We start from the raw sequence: 20,623 nt of genomic DNA, 5'->3' as shown, positions 1-20,623 counted from the left end.
TTACTTGCTAAAACTTCCTGGGCTACGAATAGTGGTGTTACTTTAAAAGCAACTCTCAGCCAGTCTTTTATTATCAATAAGTTAAGCATTAGTGTGAAGCCAACTCTCAATCACTCTGGGAAAGGTGTTTTCAAACCTAACCCACCAAAAAAACCTTACATTGTTTTTGACGATTACCGAGATTCGCCTGCCGGCTTTGGTATGAAGGTCAGTTTGACGAAAAAAACCTATGTAATCCAGCGAAGAGTAGTCTCGTCAGATCGTAATTCCAGTGAGGGTAAGAAGCCAAGCTCAGTTTTAAAGATAAAGGTTGGAAATGCGACTGATTTTCCAGGTATCGATGAAGCAAGGCAAGTCGCTCGACAGTTAGTTCAGACCATGATCGCAACAAAAAGAAATCTCAACAATATTAAGAGGAAATTTGACCTGGCCGAAATTACTGTGAATGAAGCTTTTGCTCAAAACAGAAGCTATTTGAAGGGTGCCTGCCCCCATAGTACGTAAAATAACTTCTTAAACTCGTATCGGGAATAACGCTCAGCAGCTTCTGTCAGCGCCAGGATCGCCGGTTCATCGCGCCCGGTATCGGGGCGATAAAATCCACCTCCCTGCTCAACGACAGCGTCCTGCATACCTGGCGATGCTCATGGTAAATTTTGTTGTCATGCAAACGACGAACTCACGCTTTATCGCTGGTTTTAAAGCTTTTTCGATAACGTCTTTCAGTGCCCGATTTTCGAGACTCAGGTCAGCAATCATCTGTTTGAGGCGACGATTTTCATCCTCAAGTGATGATCTGGTGTTCGGTAAAATGGGCTTTACGCATAGCGATTTCCTTCATTGGCAGGATGAATATGTCGGAAGATCTCTAAAACTGAATGGCACGATTATGCGGGATGCTTACAGGCCACGGAAACGATGAAACCAGGGGACAGGCGCTAAGCGCGAAGTGAATTTCGCGCTGATAGTATTCAGATATTATTGTCTATTGCTATGGCGAAACTAAGAGGCAAAGCGTGAACGGAAAAGCGCCGGCCATGAAAGCGCGGCGTTTATAGAGTGCGGTTAGCCTTCTTTACCGAAGCCGGTTTGCTGAATAAGCATCAGCATGACACTGTTAATCCAGCCGTGGGCGAGGCTCTGGCGTTCGCTCGCCACCTCAACGCGCACCAACTGTTCTTTACTGACGGGCGTTTCAGACGTTCCTTCAATCACCGCCCGATACCAGACCGCAGCGGGGCGCAGTTCGTTGGCTGGAGCGGCCGGATTCAGGGCCACCGGGCCGCCGTGGCTCTGGGCCAGCATCAGGTTGGGCAGGTGGCGGATCGCGTCGTGATCGATGGTTACCAGCGATCCTTGCAGCGGTTGCCAGCGGCCCTGTTGATAAACGCGGGCCGTTGCGCCTTCGTGCAGACGAGCAAGATCCGTCTCGCTGACAAGGGCTTTCACGCGCCAGCGACGGATATCCACCACGTTTGCGATACGAGTGCCGGGCGACACCCAACTGCCGGGGCGCAAACTCCTTTCCACATCGTGCACCACGCCATCCTCAAGGGCCACCAGCTGCAGCCGCTGGAGCTCCACTGCGCTGGCTTGCTGCTGAACAGCGTACTGGCGCGCCATCTGTTCGGCGACTACCTGCTTCGCAGCGCCGTTTTTGTCGAGCGCAATCGCGCCACGCGCGCTGGTCTGCCACGCCTCGCTCAGGGCGAGGGCTTTATTCCTTTCATCCTCCGGCATCGGCGCGACCAGTTCAAACAGTTTTTGTCCCGCTTTGACCTGAGCCCCTTCCTGTACCAGCACCTGGTCAAGCTGGGCGGCGTACGGGGTATAGACCGGTTGCGCCACGCCAGCTTCCATTGCGCCATGCAGAGAAACCTCAGCTGACCAGGGAAGAAAGAGCGCGAGGCCCAGCGCCAGCGTTAAGATGAACAGACGTATCAGGCGTGCCGGGGCGATTTCCTGACGGCGTGCGCGCCAGATTTTGAGTTCGCGAAACATTGGTTGCACCACGAAAGTTATGATCTCAATAAAAAACAGCACCAGGCCGAGCGCCTTGAAGAAGGCGTGATAAACCATCAGCGCGATGCCCACAAACAGCAGAAGCCGGTATACCCAGGTGGCGAAGGCGAAAAGGGTAAGAAAACGGGCGAATGCGGGCGAGACGTTATCCGGTATCGGATCTTCCAGCCCGAGCAGTTGCCAGCGCAGCCAGCGTTTCGCCCAGTTGCCAGCCCTTTCATGCAGGCCGGGATAATCGAGCGTATCGCTGAGAATAAAGTAGCCGTCAAAGCGCATAAACGGACTGGCATTTACGACCACCGTCAGTACCCAGGCGGTAGTAGCAAGAAAGAACAATGCGTTTTTGACGTTGCCTTCCGGGGCGAAGCTCCAGAACAGCGTCGCCCAGGCGGCCAGCATCAGTTCAGCCATGATCCCGGCGCTGGCGATGGAGAGACGATTACGCGACTGCGAGAGTTTCCAGCTTTCTCCCGTATCGGTATACGCCATCGGCCATAGCACCAGTAGCGCGACACCCATATGGCCGACGCGTACGCCGTAGCGGGTAGCCATAAAGGCGTGTCCCAGTTCGTGCCAGCATTTGGAGAGGATCAGCGCCACAGCAAAAGCCAGCGCCCCGTTCCAGCTCAGCGCGCCGTGCAGCGCAGCCTCGACGTTATCCCACTGGCGTGCCGCCAGCGTAACGCCCACCAGCGCCGCTACGACCGTCAGCAAAAGGAAGGGGGTGCTAAAGATCCACATTACCCACGGCAGCAGGCGACGCAGGATTTTTTCCGGGCGTACCAGCGGCAGGCGAATAAACAGATAACCATGCAAAATGCGCCGCCAGAACGAGCCGCGCGCTTTGAATGTGCCGCGCTTGAGCAACTGCTGCTGCTGCATAAAACCCAGAAACTGCATCACATCCTGCTCGTCCACCGTCATGGTGGTCTCCTGGCTGATGCTGGCGGCGATCGCCTTAGGATCCCCAAGCGGCCAGCGGCGCAGCATTTCCAGCTCCAGCCAGCCGAGGCGGAAATAAAGGTTGCGCACCGGATCGGCCAGGTGCCAGGCGGGAGAGCCGTCCCGGTTGTTGCCCGCCGGGTGAATTTTCAGCTCATCGCGAAGCGGCGGCAGAGCCGGAGGAGCAGCGCTCCCGGCCGTGGGAAAAAGCGTCGCGGCAGTTTGCATATCAGAAACCACACCAGGCGCGTAGCGTCGCCAGCGGACGACGGAAAATCAGGTAGCCGAGCAGGCTCCAGTCGCCGGTGACGCGTGCCGTACCCTGTAGTCCGATACGAGCTTCGCGTGCCGGATCGGTTACCGTACCGCGCAGCAGATAGCTGGCGACGCCGTTCGGCGCTTCTACCGTTTCGTAGCCTGCATAATCAAGCTGCGCGGTCAGCGGATGTAAAGGTGCGACTTTCAAAAATACGGTCATTGGCGCATGAGGGTTGAGATTGGTCGACTCCGCCACCGGCGCCCAGGCGCGTACGCCCAGTTTCGTGGGGTCCGCCAGCAGGCCTATGCGCTCGCCGGTCTGTATCGGGCGGCCTGCCCAGTCGTCAGGGTCGGTATAGACAAACACTCCGCCGCTGCGGGCGCGGATCGACAGCTTTTCCAGTTCGCGCTGCAAAGACGCTACCTGCACCTTTTGTTCGCGCCATTTGCCTTCCGTCAACGCCAGCTCCGCACGGGCGTTTTGATCTTCGATCGCTTGTTGCGAAGCCTGATGCATATTCAGTGTGGCAGTGGCAAGCTCGGCCCGGGCGATGGCGAGACGGTTCTTCAGCGTCGTGTCGTCCAGCTCGGCCAGCACCTGTCCGGCAACCACCGGTGTGTTAGGCGGAACGACCATACGGCGGATAACGCCATCGCTCGGCGCGGCGATAACTTCGCTGTTGAGAGAGATCACTTCGGCAGGAACGAGGGTATATTCGCGGATCGGGATAAGCAAAACAAGCATCAAAAGCAGCAGTACATAGCCGACGCGTTTGCGCGCCGTGGCTGGCAGCAGCCGCTGCAGGCGGGTGGGACGCGCCACCAGCGCCCACCAGGCGTAGCCGTAAAGGTCAGCTAACTGCAGCAGAGCGTACTCAGGGCTTTCCACGCCAAGCTGGGTTGGCCACGGTGTTTCGCGTGCCAGCAGTAGCAGGGCGTGCAGCTTGCCTTCAGGGCCGGTCAACGCCAGTACCCAGACATGACCTGGCAACCACTCGTCCCATTCGCGTGCCAGCGACTCGCTCAGCATCTCCGGGGAGAGCGCCATCACGCGGGCGGTTTCCGGCAGCGCGGCGCAGCGCGGCGCAATGTCGCGGGCGACGGCTGCGAGCCACAGGGCGTAAGGCGTGTTACGGTCGCTGTCGCTCAGGCCGGAATGCGCTGCCAGATGAGCCCGTCCGGTAGCAGAAAAGGCGAGTAGCGCCGCCTGGCGATACTCCACCAGCGAACGGGTATCGTTGCACATCACGAAACCCAGCTCTTCAGGACTATGCGTCGCTTTCACACGCGCAGCGAGGGAATAGAACAAGGCGATACTCACGAACCGGTCGTCCCGCTCAGACATTGCGCTGCCGCTTTCGGGCAGACCGGCGTAGCGCGGCCGCTCATACCGGGCAGCACATCCTGCGCGTCGTCCGCAAACTGCGTTTCAATTTCAATAGTTTGGCTGACAGCATCCACACGACCGCTGATATGGGTAACGTTCATCGGATAATGTTTACCGGTTTCGCCCACTACGGCGTCGAGCCGCGCGCCAGGCGAAAGCCAGGTGATCCAACTGGATGGCACATTCAGACGCGCCTTGCGGGTGCCGTTGCTCACCAGATCGATAATCTGGGCGCCAGCGCCGACCCCCTGACCCTCTTTGACATAGATACGCGCCACGCGGCCGTCAAACGGTGCGGTGAAGCGGCACTGTGCCAGCTGTGCTTCAAAGATTTTGATCTGGCTGCGGGTGCGGTTGACATCGGCGGCAGCAAGTCCCACCTCCAGCGCGCCTGCGGAGTTCAGGCCCTGCAGCTTGGCCTTCGCTTCGTATTTGATTTGCGCGGCGTTGTATTCGGCATCTGCCGCGCCACGCCGCGCTTTAAGCTCGCTACAGTCGAGCGCTACCAGCAGTTTGCCTGCTTTCACCATATCGCCCAGTTCGACATTCACCTGCGATACGCGGCCCGCCACCACGCTTGAAAGCGGGCTTTCCTGGTTCGCCAGCACCAGAAAACGCACCGGTGCGGCAGCGCTTTCGGCAGTAGCCTCAGGCGCAGCGGCTACGTCCGGGACCGCCGTGATAGCGGGCGCCGCTGCGTCCGCAGCAGGGGCGGCGGCAAAGGTGCCGGTGCTCAGCGTCATTATCATGAGCGCCATCAGCACGCAAGCGTTGTGCCAGCCTTTGTTCATGTTATTCATACCTGTTCCTGCTATTAAGGTTTACTTGCCGTCACAGCGCCCGTGTCGCCCGCTGCTTTATGCAGGTCGGACACCACGGACAGGGCGGCGGCTTCGGCCAGCGCGCTTACCGAACGGGTGCTAATGTCGTTCGGCAGGTAGCTGGTGTATTTCTGATAAGAGACCTGGGCGCCCTGGGCGTTATAAATCGCCAGTTCCCATATCCCGCGTTGCGAGCCTGGCGCGCGCTCCAGGTTCAGGTTCATCTGCAGCTTTACGCTGTCGTTGCCGTTACCCTGTACGAGCTGATTTGCGCTTAGTACATGAGTTACCGACTGATAAATCGCGTTTTTATTGACGCTGGCGGGCAGACGACCCAGCGATACGCTGACCGGGTGACGGGAAACTACCGCGTCGGCGCTCTGGGTAAAGACTTGTTTTTCACCGGCTATCAGGCTGCGCTTGATTTCGCTCGACAGGGTCGGCAGATCGCTGCTGGAGACTTTCTCCGGCAGCAGGTCGATACCTACTGAGTTCAGCACACGGCCATAAGCAGACTGCGCCTGAGCGTAAGACGCGGCCTCCTGGAAACGGGAAACGATAGAGCGAGCCTGGGTGCGCAGGGACTCAAGGTCGCTGGAAAGCGAGTTGTCGGAGCCTGCACGGGAGATACTCGCCAGACGCTGGTCGACGCGGGCGGATTCCTGGGCTATCTGGTAATCGTATACCGCCAGTTTATAGCGTTCGACGGAGATACGAACCTGCGTGAGCACCGCCATGCTGAGCGCCATACGGCGCGCATTGTCGGTTGCCAGGCGTGCATCGTTGGTGCGGCTGATAGCCGGTGCGCTCAGCAGCTTGAACAGATTCATGGAGACGCCCACGCCGCCCTGTACCCAGCTGTTGTTATAGAGGTAGCTGTTAGAGTCGTAGCTAATGCCGCCAAACAGATTCAGGTTGGGAAACAAAGAGGCGATCTGACGTTTGGTTTCCAGCGCATCGATACGGGTTTTGTAATCCTCTTCCCGCAGCTCCGGGCGGCGTTCCAGCGCCATCTGCTCAAGCGTATCAAGCTGGGTTGGCACGCCGGAAAGCGCCGGATTGACGGTATCTTCTAAGGTAAAATCGGCGTTTGATGGCAGGTTCAGCAGGGCTGCGAGTTCACTTTTCGCCATCTGCATCTCCTGGCGCTTCTGGTTCAGCAACGCCACTGCATCAAGCAGGGCGCGCTGATACTCAAGGCCTTCCACCGGCGGCAGGATACCCGCGCGCTCCGCCTCGCGGGTTTTTTCCAGCGCAGACTGGATCTCTTCAGCCAGCGGCTGCGCTTCATTTAACAGACGCTGTGCCCCAAGCGCGCGCCAGTAGGCGTCACGCACTTCCTGGACAATATTCTGTAATACCTTGCGGCGGCGCTCTTCGGCGATGTTAACGTTGTCCGCCTGCTGTTTTGCGCGGTAGTAGCTCATACCAAAATCGAGTACGTCCCAGGAGAAGGTGGCGTCGGCCAGAAGATGCTCACGCTCTTCGGAAGTGGAAGGGCGCAGGCTGATGACGCGGTCTTCAATACCGACGCTGGTGCCGCCGGAGTCGTTGTCACGCCAGCGGTAGCCCGCGTCGGTCATCAGTTTCGGCAACATATCCTGCTGGGATATATCCAGCAGACCGCGTGACAGAGCGGTTTCCATCATCTTCAGGCGATAGTCGAGGTTGTACTTCAGCGCCCGGGCCATGGCGTCCGACAGCGAGAGCGGGCCGGAGATAGGCTGTTGATCGCGATACATAGCCTCGCTATCGGCTTTCACACGGGCGCCAATCTCTTCTTGCGTCAGTGGCTCCGGTTTGATGGTGCCGCAACCGCTCAACAGCAGCGCGGAAACCAGCGCGGCAACAGGCGCAAGCCGAGGTACAGAACGTACAGCAGAAGGGATTACGGCAGTTAAAGTAGTCATCATTGTTATGCTTAATTTTTGGGTTAAGAGACCGGCGGCGCGCCGCCGGTGAATAAAAGCCTTCGCAGTCGGGGAATTAACGTTGCGGCGTTACGCCTCCTACGATTACCGGCTCCGGCGTCGCCGCACGGTTGCGGGCAAGGGCATCCATCTGCGCGGCCAGCGAAGGTGCTCCCGGGCGTGCTGGTGCTTCTGGCACGATCACAACACCCGACGCAGCGGCCTGAGCCTGAACCATCCGCGTGTCAGAAGTCCGTTCACCTTGCTCCTGCTGCACCGTGGTTCTTTCGTTAACGCGCTCGTTAACCGGCGGGCGCTCCGGAGCTTTCTCCAGCACAGGGGCAGGCTGCACGGATTTATTCAGCGAGAAGCGGCTAAAGTGATCTCCTGACAGCTGCGAGCCGATGCCGGTGGCGGCGAAGGTATTCGACACGCTGCGCTGCAAGGTGGTGTTGACCCAGCGGGTAAAGAGAATGCCGTCTTCCAGCACCGGCGTGCCGTTGTCATTCATGCCGCGGCCCAGCTCGGTGATCTTGCGGTTCAGCTCCACCTCACGGGTGAACTGGTCGCTGTAAACGCCATAAATCGCCGGCAGGATAAACAGGCCCGGCGAGTAGGGCTGATCGAGCTTCAGTTCGTAGTTTGTGTAGTTGTGCGGGAAGTGCTGCTCACCCTGACGTACCGAGAGCGGCGCCGTCACGCCGTGAATCACAATAGTAAGCTGTGCCTGGCTGGTATTACCGTCGGCGTCGGTAATGGTGTAAGTGAAGACTTCGCTCAACGTGGCGTTGGCGTCCAGCGACGCCACGCGGCTGTTGCTGCGGTTCAGCTCGTAGCGGTAATTACCGTTGGCATCAAGCGTCAGGGAGCCGAACTCGCCCAGGCTTGCGCTACCGACCGCGCCCGCATGCTGGAGATTCACGGAGGAGACCGCGCTCACCGGACCGTTGGTTGCCGTGCCGTCTGCGCCAATGGCATCATTGCCGTAGACGTTGCCGGAGGCGGCCTGCTGGCCGCGATCCTGATCAATGCTGTTATCGTCCGCCGCGGCTACCGGTACGTCATTCAGAATATTGACGCGAAGCAGACCCGGCGTCCGGGTTTGCTGACCGTTGACGGAGAAGCGGATCTCTTCACGGGTAGTGGTTTCGCCAGGCTGGTTAACGGCCTGAGCCAGCGTAAAGCGATATTGCAGCGTCGCATGGCCTTTACCTTCGGTCTGGAAGCCGGTGAGCGACAGCACGCCATCCGACGTCACTATATCCACCGGCCGCGTCACGCTCATCGCCTGGAGCTGCGCAAGCGTCAGGGTCTGTCCGCCAATAGTCAGGCTTTCGACGGATTCCAGCGACAGTACGGTAATCGCGCCAGTTGTCGTCTGCGAACCGCTGGCCATATCGATTAGCCCGGCCTCTTTCACCCAGGCTTCGGCGACCGGGCTGACCAGCAGATGCAACTCGCCCGTAGCGGCGCCGCCGTCGTTACCGTCGCTCAGGGTGTAATTAATCACCGGCGTAAAGCCGGACCAGCCGCTTGCCGGAGTAAACAGGTAGCTACCGTCGCGGTTAACCGCCAGCGTGCCCTGGCCAGGAATGACTATGGTTTCGCCTGTGTTGTAGGTGACGCCGCTAACCGTAACGTTCGCCACATGCAGCGGATCGTTATCCGCGTCGCGATCGTTGGTCAGTAGATTGCCGCTCACCGGGGTATCCGGCAGAGTGCTTGCCTTATCCACTACCGCAACCGGCGGGACGTTAGTCACCTCCAGCGTGACTTTGGCGGTTTCAGTGACGCCGCCGCTGGTAACGGTGTAGGTGAAGGTGTCCTTGCCGACGTAACCGGTATTCGGCTGGTAAATCACCTTGCCGTTTACAATCGTCACTGCGCCATGCGCGCCGTTAGTGACGCCGGTAATGGTACGATCGGCGTTACTGAAACGGTCATTAGTGAGCGCATCAACCGTTACCGGAACGCCCGCGTGGGTAATGGAGCTGTCATTTTTCACGTCCACCACCGGGGTGACGGCAATAGCGAGCGTTGCGGTAGTTATACCGCCGTCGTTGCCATCGCTGACCGTGTAGGTTGTCACCGGTACAACGCCGTTCCAGTCGGCTACCGGCGTAAAGAGATAGCTACCGTCACGATGAATGGTCAGCGCGCCGACGCCCGCGAGCAGGGCGGTGTCGCCCGGCTGCCAGCTTTTACCGCCGACGGTGAAGTCTGCGATATGAAGCGGGTCGTTATCGGCATCGTGGTCGTTGGCCAGCAGCTTGCCTTGCACCGCGATGTCTTCCGGCGTGTTCACACTTTCGCCTTGCGCCACAGGGACAGTGTTGATCATGACGACGCTAACAGTGCCGGTCTCGGTGACGCCGCCGCTGGTGACGGTGTAGGTGAAGGTGTCGGTGCCGACATAGCCGGTATTTGGTTTATAGAGCAGCTGGCCGTTTTCAATGGTGACCGAGCCGTGCGCGCCCTGAGTAACGCTGGCGATCGCCTTGTCCCCATTAACGAAGCTATCGTTATTGATAGCGTCGATGGTCACCGGTACGCCCGCATGGGTGGAGGCGATGTCATCCTGAATGTCGACCACAGTAGTAACGGTGATGTTCAGCGTGGCGGTCGCCGTGCCTCCATCTTTGCCGTCGCTGACGGTATAGGTAATAGCTGGCACTATGCCGTTCCAGTCGGCGACCGGTTCGAAGCTGTAACTGCCGTCGCTGTTAATGGTCAGATTGCCTGTGCCGTTAATCGTGACGGACTGGCCCGCCGCCGTGGTCTGCCCATCAACGGTGAAGTTTTTCACCGTCAGCGCGTCGCCCTCGGCGTCGGCGGCGTTCTTCAGCAGGTTCTTTTCAGCGCTGCTGTTGAGCGTGGCGTCTTCATTGATACGGTCGGTAACATCCTTCAGCACCGGAATGGTATTGGTCATGATGACGGTGACGGTGGCCGTTTCGGTTATGCCGCCGCTGGTGACGATGTAGGTGAAGGTGTCGGTGCCGACATAAGCAGGATCGGCTGGCTTGTAGGTCACGCCGTCCCTGGTGAAGGTCACGGTGCCGTGCGTTCCCTGGGTGACGCCGGTGACCTCACGCCCGGTGACGTCCTCGAAGCTGTCGTTGGTCAGCACATCAATATTCACCGGCACGCCCGCATGGGTGGTCGCCGCGTCGTCAACGGTGTCCTTCACCGGGTCAACGGTAATGCTCAGCGTGGCGGTGCGGTCGCCGTTGCTGCGGCCGTCGGTCACGGTGAAGGTGACTTCCGGCACCGTGCCGTTCCAGTCGGCGAGCGGGATGAAGCTGTAGCTGCCGTCGCTGTTAATGGTCAGCGTGCCTTTGCCGTTAATCGTGGCGGACTGGCCCGCCGCCGTGGTCTGGCCATCAACGGTGAAGTTTTTCACCGTCAGCGCGTCGCCCTCGGCGTCGGTGGCGCCCTTCAGCAGGTTCTTTTCAGCGCTGCTGTTGAGCGTGGCGTCTTCATTGGTGCGGTCGGTGACGTTCGCCACCACCGGCGCGGCGTTGGTCATGGTGACGGTGACGGTGGCCGTTTCGGTGACGCCGCCGCTGGTGACGGTGTAGGTGAAGGCGTCGGTGCCGACATAGCTGGTGGTGCCGGGGGTATAGATCACTTTGCCGTTGTCGATAGTCACCTTGCCGTGAGTGCCGTCGGTCACGGCGGTGATGCTTTTATCGTTATTGGTGAAGTCGTCGTTACCCAGCACGTCAATGGTCACCGGCACGCCCGCATGGGTGGTCGCCGTGTCGTCAACGGTGTCCTTCACCGGGTCAACGGTAATGCTCAGCGTGGCGGTGCGGTCGCCGTTGCTGCGGCCGTCGGTCACGGTGAAGGTGACTTCCGGCACCGTGCCGTTCCAGTCGGCGAGCGGGATGAAGCTGTAGCTGCCGTCGCTGTTAATGGTCAGCGTGCCTTTGCCGTTAATCGTGACGGACTGGCCCGCCGCCGTGGTCTGGCCATCAACGGTGAAGTTTTTCACCGTCAGCGCGTCGCCCTCGGCGTCGGTGGCGCCCTTCAGCAGGTTCTTTTCAGCGCTGCTGTTGAGCGTGGCATCTTCATTGGTAAGGTCGGTGACGTTCGCCACCACCGGCGCGGCGTTGGTCATGGTGACGATGACGGTGGCGGTTTCGGTGACGCCGCCGCTGGTGACGGTGTAGGTGAAGGCGTCGGTGCCGACATAGCTGGTGGTGCCGGGGGTATAGATCACTTTGCCGTTGTCGATAGTCACCTTGCCGTGAGTGCCGTCGGTCACGGCGGTGATGCTTTTATCGTTATTGGTGAAGTCGTCGTTACCCAGCACGTCAATGGTCACCGGCACGCCCGCATGGGTGGTCGCCGTGTCGTCAACGGTGTCCTTCACCGGGTCAACGGTAATGCTCAGCGTGGCGGTGCGGTCGCCGTTGCTGCGGCCGTCGGTCACGGTGAAGGTGACTTCCGGCACCGTGCCGTTCCAGTCGGCGAGCGGGATGAAGCTGTAGCTGCCGTCGCTGTTAATGGTCAGCGTGCCTTTGCCGTTAATCGTGACGGACTGGCCCGCCGCCGTGGTCTGGCCATCAACGGTGAAGTTTTTCACCGTCAGCGCGTCGCCCTCGGCGTCGGTGGCGCCCTTCAGCAGGTTCTTTGCAGCGCTGCTGTTGAGCGTGGCGTCTTCATTGGTGCGGTCGGTGACGTTCGCCACCACCGGCGCGGCGTTGGTCATGGTGACGGTGACGGTGGCCGTTTCGGTGACGCCGCCGCTGGTGACGGTGTAGGTGAAGGTATCGTCGCCGACGTAGCTGGCATCCGCCGGTTTGTAGGTCACGCCATCTTTGGTGAAAGTCACGGTGCCGTGCGTCCCCTGGGTGACGCCGGTGACTTCACGCCCGGTGGTGTCCTCGAAGCTGTCGTTACCCAGCACGTCAATAGTCTTCGCCACGCCTGCATGGGTGGATGCCGTGTCGTCAACGGTGTCCTTCACCGGATCAACGATGATGTTCAGCGTGGCGGTGCGGTCGCCGTTGCTGCGGCCGTCGGTCACGGTGAAGGTGACTTCCGGTACGCTGCCGTTCCAGTCGGCGACAGGCGTAAAGGTGTAGCTGCCGTCGGACTTGATAGTCAGCTTGCCTTTACCGGCAATCGTGGCGGTGTCGCCCGCCCTGTAATCAACGGAGCCGATACGGAAGCCGGTGACGGTGAGGTCATCCAACTCGGGGTCGGTGGCGCCCTTCAGCAGGTTCTTTGCAGCGCTGCTGTTGAGCGTGGCGTCTTCATTGGTGCGGTCGGTGACGTTCGCCACCACCGGCGCGGCGTTAGTCATGGTGACGGTGACGGTGGCCGTTTCGGTGACGCCGCCGCTGGTGACGGTGTAGGTGAAGGTATCGGTGCCCACATAATTATCGCTCAGGGTGTAGATCACCTTGCCGCTGCTGACGGTCACCTTACCGTGCGTGCCGTTAGTGGTACGGGTGATAGCTTTATCATCGTTTTTAAACGTGTCGTTGCCAAAAACGTCAATCACCAGCGGGTCGCGACCGTGGCCGGTTTGGCTATCGTCAAATGCGTCCTGCGCCGGGGTAACGGCGATCTTCAGCTGCGCCGTGGTAGCGCCATTGGTGCGGCCATCAACCACCTGATACGTCACCGTTGGCACCGTGCCGTTCCAGTCAGCAACCGGTTCGAAGGTATAGCTGCCATCGCTGTTAATGGTCAGCTTGCCGTAGCCCGTTAAATCGGCGGTCTGGCCCGCCGCTCTGGTCTGGCCATCAACGGTGAAACTTTTCACCGTCAGCGCGTCGCCATCCGCGTCGCTATCGTTCAGCAACAGATTTTGCGCTGGCGTGCTGGTCAGCGTCGTATCTTCCGGCGTGCTGACATTCTCACCCTGGGTCACAGGTGCAACGTTGGTCATCGCGATCGTAACGGTGGCCGTTTCGGTGATGCCGCCGCTGGTAACGGTGTAGGTGAAAGTGTCGGTGCCGACATAGCTGGTGGTATCGGGGGTATAGATCACTTTGCCATTGTCGATAACCACCTTGCCGCGAGTGCCGTCGGTCACGGCGGTGATGGTTTTATCGTTATTGGTGAAGCTGTCGTTACCCAGCACATCAATGCTCTTCGCCACGCCCGCGTGGGTGGTAGCCGCGTCGTCAACGGTGTCCTTCACCGCCGTAATGGACATGCTAATGCTCTGCGCCGTACTCCAGTGGCTGGTCTGGCCGCTGTTGAAGGCGCTTTGTAGATCCTGGGTTGTGCCAGCCGCGCTCACGCCGGTATCGGCTGAGCTGGTGCTGTCGGAAACCCGTACGGAGAGGCCGCCCGGCACCGCGCCGTTGTAGTCGGCCAGCGGTACAAAGCGTAGCTGGGTAGAACCAAGCAGCACCAGAGCGCTGGTTTCGCTGTACGTCGTACCGACCGCGGTCCAGGTTGTGCCGTTAGTGGAGTATTCCCAGTGGCCGAGCTTCGTGTCGGTGGTATTACCGACAATCGCCACGTAGCCGATCGCGCCGCTGGCGTTGCCGCCACCGGTAATCGCCGTCTGGTTATCAGTCGTATCGCCATAGCTGCCAAGCAGCGAGGCCAGCGTTTGTCCAGCCGGCGTATCTTCCGTCATGGTCAGCGGCGTTGCGCCAATCGTCGGGCGATCGTTGACGTTGGTCACGCTGGTGGACAGGGTAATAGCGGAGCTGAAGCGCGAGGAGCCAACGTAAGCCGTGATAGAAGTGGTATCGCCGCTGGTAAACGTGACGCCAGGTAGATTACTGTCGCCGTTGTCGTCGGTTTCCACCAGACGCACCGCCAGCGAGGCAGGCGTGCCGAAATAGTCAGCGGCAGGGACAAAGCGTACTTTGGCGTCTTTATCCAGCAGCAGGGCGTTGCTGTCGGTGCGGTTGCCAATAGCGGTCCAGGAGTTGCCGCCGTCGATGGAATACTGCCATTCGCCCTGGGCGTCGTTAACGGTCAGGCTGTTGATCGCCACGCCCCAGAAGCTGTCGGAGCTGGAACCGCCCGAGACCGCGCTCGCGGTGTTGTTAACCTGATCCTTAGCATCGGAGAATTTATTTGCAAACAGGTTAGTGATGGTATCGCCAGTAATTGCCGCGGCGCTGGTGTCCTCGCTGACGGCGCCCAGGGTCTGTGTGGCCCCGCCCACAACCACCGGCGCGTCGTTCACTGGTTTTACGGTGACGGTAAAGGTGCGTGTGGTGACCAGCGCGGCGGAGGTTTCATCCGCGTAGCTGACGTCGCCGGGGTTAGCGCCCGGGTTATTGGTATCGTTCGTCAGCGTAGCCGGACGGCTGCCGTGGTTGGCATTATCGTTTACTACCACGGTAACGTTGAACGCGCCGTTCCAGTCGGTGGCGGTGACGCCAGCGTTCGTCGGCAGGTTCACCGTCAGGTTGGCGAGACGGTCGTTGATCTGCGACAGCGTGCCGGTAAGGGTAAAGCTGCCGCCGCCCACGCCGCCGGAATCAAGCGTGCCGCCCGTGCCTCCGATAGTTTTAAACGTGAAGCCGCCCGGCAGAGTAACTTTCACCGTCAGGCTGGCGCTGTCGGCATCCGGGTCCGTTACGGTAATAGCAGGGAGCGTGACGGTAGTAGAATTTTCAAAGGTGTCTGGATCGGTGACCGATATGGTCGCCGGGTCGTTAACGTCGCTCGGGAAGACGTTGCGGTACGCCGAGCTAACGTTTTGCGTGAGATCGGACGGCAGAGTAGCGTATGGGTCTACCGCCGTAGTCGGCACTGCCGCAACGCCGGTCACGGCATCGTTCTGTCCGCCGTTGGCGCTGCTCGCGCTGGTCAGCGCCCCGGTCGAATCGCGCAGGCGATCGTCGGCAATCACTTCCACACGCCAGGCTTTATCGGCATTCGACAGGGCGGAGCCGGTCATCGAGACCGTCAGCGCCGCCAGGTAAGCGTTTACCTGATCCAGCGTGCCACGGATCACCAGCGCGGCGTTGTTGCCGGTATAAGTGCTGTCGACGGTGACGCTAGTGGCGGCGGTGGAGCCTATAGTAATACTGGAAATCGTCCCGTTATTATAATCCGAGGCGGAGAGCGGCTTTCCGGTGGCATCGGTAATACGCACCGTCACCTGTATAAAATCGGTTTCGCCATCGACAATACCGTCAGAGTAATCGACGTCAGAAACCGCGAAGCCGCCTACCGCGTTGCCGTTAGTCACGTTGTTGTTCAGATAGAGCGTATCGCCCGTCGCGGTGACGACCGGCGCGTCGTTCACCGGTACGATGATGAGATTCAACTTCACGTCCGCCGGGTCGACCTGCGCGGTATCGCCGATATGCGAGTCGCCGTCGTTCAGATGCAGGGTGATAGTCACATCGCCCGTCGCCGCGCCGTTTAGATCGTGGTTGACGTCAGCATCGCTCTGCCAGGTGAGACCGAGCGCCGCATCGTTCAGCAGCGCTTCAATGTCGCTGGCGCGACCGGTCAGTATCAGCGTGCCGGAGTTATCCCCGGAAATTGCCACTGCCTGGCTGCCCGCTACGCCGGCGATGGCGCTGGTATTCAGTCCTGCTCCGCCGATGCCGAGGGCACCGGACGGTGCGGTGATGGTGACGGTGACCGGCGTGTTAAACGCGGCGGACTCAATATCACCTACTACGATGTTGCCGCCGATAAAGCTCGCCCGATCTTCATAGACCGTGCGATCCGGATTGGTGACGGTCAGCGTGCCCGGATCGTTAATCTCAGACGCGCGAATAGTGACGGAGGCCGCGCTCAGGTTGCCGCTTTTGGTCGGCACAGCGTCGCTGTACCAGTTGTATTCGGTTGCGTCGACGGCGGTAGCCTCCGCGCCTTTGCCCGGCATGGCTGGTTGGTTCACCGTGCCGCCGTTGGCGCCCGTTGCCAACGCGCCGCTCGCGTCTCGCAGGCGGTCGTCGGCGATGGTCTGCACCTGATAAGTGGCATTGCGGTCGGAGCTGAAGGTCACCGTCAGGCCCGCCAGCGCCGCGTTCACCTGGGCGCGGGTGCCGCTCAGCACCAGGTAGTCGTGCTGTCCACCGTGGCTAGCGGAGAGCACCGCGCCGCTGCCGGTAGCGTAGCCCAGCGTGACGTCGCTGTATTCACTGCCGACAAAAGCGCTGCCGTCCTGATGCAGCAGGCGTACGGTCACCTGCAGGTAGTCGGTCTCGCCCTCGCTGACGGTGGTGAGATCGGCGTCGCTGACCGAGAAGCCTGGCAGAGCGTTACTGGACGCGGTAGCGCTGGCGATATTTTTGATGCCCGACGGCGCGGTTACTACCGGGGCGTCGTTGGTTGGGTCGGTGTAAATCCAGAATTCATTGCCCGCCTGCTCTTTATCGCCATCGGAAATGCGGAAAGTAAATTTGTCATCCGGCGTATTAGGAGTGCCGATCTCGCTGTTGCCGCTGCCTTCGGTGCCGTCATTCAGGTAGTAAATGTACCCATTATTCACATCCTGCTGGGTGAAGGAGGAGCCGGTGCCGATCGCGCTGAAGTTCACGCCGTCTTTCGAATAAGCCAGGCTGCCGTGGGTCGGCGCGCTGGTGATGGTGTACTGCACCTGCATCGCACTGCTGTCCGGGTCGTAGGCTTGCAGCATGGAGCTGGTAATCTGGCTGTAGCTGCCTTCGGTAACGTGCAGCGAGTTGTTAGCCGGGGTGCCGCCAATCAAATTTGGTGCCCCAGCCTGGACCGTCGGGTCAGTTTTTGTCGGATCCTGGGCAATCTGCGGCGCGTCGTTGACGTTGGTTATCTGGATTTTGACGGTCGCGTCGCTGGCGGAGGCCGCACCCCAACGGTCCGTGGCCGAAACGGTAAAGGTGGTGGCTCGCACTTCGGAACCGTCGCTGACGAAGCGCAGGCCTGTGGTCGAGGTGCTGGCGGTAAGCAGCGAGGCGTCCAGCGTCTGGCCGAGAGTGACATTTATCCACTGGCTGCCGTCTTTATATTGCAGCGTACCGCCTGCAGGCAGGCTGGTAACCGTGAATTTCAGGGCATTAGCGCCGGTCGCGTCGTTGTTATAGGCGTAGTTATCGGCGTTGGTGCCGTTATCCTTAATAACGGCGCTGCTTTCCAGGCCGTTGCCGCTGTTGGCGTCATCCGGGTCGGTAATGGAAATCTGTCCGGTAGTAAGATAAGCGGTTTCGCCTTCGGCGATAACGGTGGATGAAGATCCGGTCACCACCGGCAGGTCGTTCACCGGGGTAACATAGATGTTGAGCGTTGGGGTCCAGATATCGGTAACCGGAGCGCCGTTGCTGTCGGTTGTTGTCAAACCCGCCGAGACGGAGAACTGAGCGGCATAGACAAACGTTTCCCCACCGTCATGCTGAAAACGTATCTTGCCGCTGTCCAGATCGGCCTGCGTAAAGGTGCTGTATTCACCAAGGCTTACCCAGTTGCCGTTGCCATCACTCTTCTGAAGATCGCCGCCCGTTGCGCCATTAGCGAAGCCGAGGAAAGTGTAGACCACCTGTGATGCGTCAACGCCGGTTGCGGTGTAGCTCAGGCCCGGTACGTCAGAAAAGTCACCGCTGGTGCCGTTCAGTACGATGGTACCGCCTTCTTTCACTTCGCCACGGGCGTTACCGGAGGTGAAATCCACGCCGGCCCAGGCGGAGTCACGATTGGTAATAGTTGTCACGCGTTCCGGAACGGTGCCAGTGCCGCCGCCCGTCGCTAATGCAAGGCCGATGGTGAAGGTGAAGCTGGTCAGCGTTTCGGTGCCCGAAGTATAAATGCCGCCGATGCGGCTGTAGGTTGTGCCGTCGGTGTTCCAGCGCAGCGCGGCGGTATTATCCACCACCACAAAGTTAAAGCTGTCGGTCTGGTCCGTCGTGCTGGCGCTCGTGTACTGAACGTACTGCACCTTGCCGTCAAGAATGTCCTGCATGGTGAAAGTGCCGCCGTTGGAGAGGCGGTAGCCGTCAAGCAGAAGGTAGCCATGGGTGATTTTGCTGTCGTCAACGATAAAGCTGAGGTGGTTGTCCGTAGAGTCCACGTCGCTGGCGCCAATCATGTCGGAAGTGAGCGTAACGGCGTTATCGAAATCATCTACCTGAGCGTGGAGCGTCACGTTATCAAGCGTCGGGTCGTCATCCACCGGCTGCACGCGCAGCGTAATGGTGCCGTCGGTGCTGGCAGGCGTGCCGGTGCCGCCGCCCTGGTCGGTGACGCGCACGCCAAAGCTGTCCACGCCCTGGTTCTCGCTGCCGTTGTTGGCATAGGTCAGCAGGTTTCGCTCGGCGTAGTTAAAAGTCTGGCCGACAGTAACGGCACGGCCATCAAAATAGAGCGTGCCGTTCGCTGGCAGAGAGGTGATAGTGACAGTTAGCGTCGTGTCGCCCGGATCTCCGCCGCCGTCAGCCGCAATGTACTGGCCAACGTTGCCGGTGTGCTGTGCATTGCTGGGCTGGCCCTCAAAGACCACACCGCTACCGCTGATGGTGGGGGCCTGGTTTTGCGGCGTAATGTCCAACGTCACGCGGACGGTGTCGGACTGCGCTTTCGGCGTTGCGCCATCGTTTACCATAGCGGTAAATCCGTCAGCGGTGTTCTGGTCCGCGCCGGTGGCGGTGTGAACATACTTCACCTTGCCATCAATCACGTCCTGCTGAGTAAAGATAGAGCCAACGCCCATCCGGTCGCCATTCAGCGTCAGATAGCCGTATTCCGGCAGGGCAGTCAGGCCATAAACGATCTGTACCGGCTGCTGGGTACCTTTGCTGACTTCCGCGTCGATGGCGTTGAGCGATACGGTTGTAATAGTAGTACCGCCCGCGTCGATCTCCGACACGCTCTGCGTGGCGTTGGCAACGCTTACCGGATCGTTTGAAGGAGTAACGGTCACGTCGATGGATTTGCTGGTGCTGACGCCGGAGCTGTCTTTAACCGTCACGTTCAGCTTGCTGGCGGCAGCGGTGTTGCCAAGCTCCACGTCGGAAGATTTGAAGGTTATGCTATTCAGCCAGGCCTGCGCTTCGCTGGCTGTGCCGGTCATTGACAAAGTGCTGTTGCTGGTCTGGCTATCGCTGAGCGTGCCTGTGTCGCTGTTGCTCAGGCTAACGGTCACTGTCACGGTTTCGGTGGCGTCAGTAGTGCCAATTTCCCAGCCGCTGAGCGTGGCGGTGTCCGCGCCTGCGGCATTAAGCGTGCTCGGTTCAGCGACAGTGATGCCTTTCTCCGGTGCTGTGACGTCCGGCCCGGCCAGCAGGCCGTCATAATCAAACGCGAAACTGTTGGCTTCAATGCTGCCGGTGTGGCTTTCCAGTGCCCAGTCGCCGGACAGCGCTGCGCTGCCGGTCATATCGCTGGAGGCTGCCACGTCCGCCTGAGTCAGTACGGCAAAGCGGGAGATAAAAGCGTTGTCCTGCGCGGAGATGTCGCAGCCGTAGAGCAGGATATCGCCGCTGTCGCTCAGGCTCGCGCCAATGGCGCTGAGCTGGGAAGAGTAAGCAGAGAGATTGTCTGCCGTCAGCACGTCGGTGCCAAGCGTAATAGTGTCGGATGCCCCATGGCTCAAAATATGAATGGCTGAGAGGTTAGTTTCACCTTTCAGCGCATCGGCAAGCTGGCTCAGGCCAGAACTTTTTTCATCGATAATGACGACCTGGCTACCCTGCGGCACCTGGTCCACCAGCGATTGCCAGCCGGAGATATGCTGGTCGATAACATAGATATTGCTGGCGGCGCCGTTCTGGGTTGCGGGCGTAGCCGTCGTGGCGTGAGGAATATCGAGCGCCTTCGCAGGTTCGGTGGCATTTTCATGATGTACCAGATCGCTTGCTGTCTCGGCATGGGCGGCGGTTTCGGCCAGCCCGGCTCCATCAAACAGTTGGCGAGACTCAAGAGCAAAACGATGCGCACGAGGGCGTAAACGACGGCTTTTTATAATGGTCATAGGATTACCGCTCTTAAAATTTAGAGGCAGAGTTAAAGTTCGGGATTCAGCATTGCCTGGAGCGGACACCATGTCGCCGTGCCACAAGAAATGGCAAACAGGAGATATATTCATCGAAACTATCGGAGGGTCGCTTAGCGCGCGAAGAATAAATAAAGCTTAAGGGATAAGCAAGATGGGTTCAGGCTTTTACCAGGAAAGCAATAAGACAAATGACCTAAGTTTGTTTTGAAATTTATTGTTTATTATCATGGGCATAGATTTATGCATTACAAAACTATTATCTACAAACGCTTAACTACGCAAAAAGTTATGAATAAAATTAAAGGGAAAACCTATCAGTTTTTCTAATTTAATTCTTTTGTATGCCGGTAAATTGGTTTTTTGTTCTTTAATT

Annotated in this window: 6 protein-coding genes and 1 pseudogene; 1 reads left to right on the top strand and 6 read right to left on the bottom strand. The window is 59.3% G+C overall.

Features of this window, described 5'->3' with window-relative positions; genetic code table 11:
- Positions 1–93: 93 nt before the first annotated feature.
- Complete coding sequence (locus WLO31_RS15980) at positions 94–504, top strand: hypothetical protein (RefSeq protein WP_435927615.1); 411 nt, start codon at positions 94–96, stop codon at positions 502–504.
- Here the strand turns inward: WLO31_RS15980 and WLO31_RS15975 are convergent.
- The 6 genes and pseudogenes from WLO31_RS15975 to WLO31_RS15950 all read right to left on the bottom strand — a co-directional run.
- Positions 495–789: pseudogene (locus WLO31_RS15975) on the bottom strand (IS3 family transposase); the annotation flags it as partial. The gene WLO31_RS15980 and the pseudogene WLO31_RS15975 overlap by 10 nt on opposite strands.
- Before the next feature lie 276 nt (positions 790–1,065).
- Positions 1,066–3,192, bottom strand: a complete 2,127-nt coding sequence (locus tag WLO31_RS15970; protein WP_435927614.1) for an HlyD family efflux transporter periplasmic adaptor subunit — start codon at positions 3,190–3,192, stop codon at positions 1,066–1,068.
- Position 3,193: 1 nt separating this feature from the next.
- Entirely contained in the window at positions 3,194–4,543 is a 1,350-nt protein-coding gene (locus WLO31_RS15965) for an efflux RND transporter periplasmic adaptor subunit (RefSeq protein WP_435927613.1), read from the bottom strand.
- Positions 4,540–5,409 (bottom strand): efflux RND transporter periplasmic adaptor subunit, encoded by an 870-nt coding sequence (locus WLO31_RS15960; RefSeq protein ID WP_435927612.1) that lies wholly within the window; start codon positions 5,407–5,409, stop codon positions 4,540–4,542. The genes WLO31_RS15965 and WLO31_RS15960 overlap by 4 nt, the downstream gene beginning before the upstream one ends.
- A gap of 14 nt (positions 5,410–5,423) precedes the next feature.
- A complete protein-coding gene (locus tag WLO31_RS15955; RefSeq protein WP_435927611.1) occupies positions 5,424–7,343 on the bottom strand; it encodes a TolC family protein in 1,920 nt (639 codons plus the stop codon).
- A gap of 73 nt (positions 7,344–7,416) precedes the next feature.
- Positions 7,417–20,226, bottom strand: a complete 12,810-nt coding sequence (locus tag WLO31_RS15950) for an Ig-like domain-containing protein (RefSeq protein ID WP_435927610.1) — start codon at positions 20,224–20,226, stop codon at positions 7,417–7,419.
- Between the last annotated feature and the right edge of the window lie 397 nt (positions 20,227–20,623).

This window comes from Dryocola sharpae, assembly GCF_051307055.1.
Lineage (GTDB): Bacteria > Pseudomonadota > Gammaproteobacteria > Enterobacterales > Enterobacteriaceae > Dryocola.
Note: the sequence above shows the minus strand (reverse complement) of the source record. Positions and strands in the feature narration are given on the sequence as shown.

Coding starts and splice junctions, on each gene's coding strand:
- WLO31_RS15970 (WP_435927614.1), bottom strand. CDS start 3,192: ATGCAAACTGCCGCGACGCTTTTTCCCACGGCCGGGAGCGCTGCTCCT.
- WLO31_RS15960 (WP_435927612.1), bottom strand. CDS start 5,409: ATGAATAACATGAACAAAGGCTGGCACAACGCTTGCGTGCTGATGGCG.
- WLO31_RS15955 (WP_435927611.1), bottom strand. CDS start 7,343: ATGATGACTACTTTAACTGCCGTAATCCCTTCTGCTGTACGTTCTGTA.
- WLO31_RS15950 (WP_435927610.1), bottom strand. CDS start 20,226: ATGACCATTATAAAAAGCCGTCGTTTACGCCCTCGTGCGCATCGTTTT.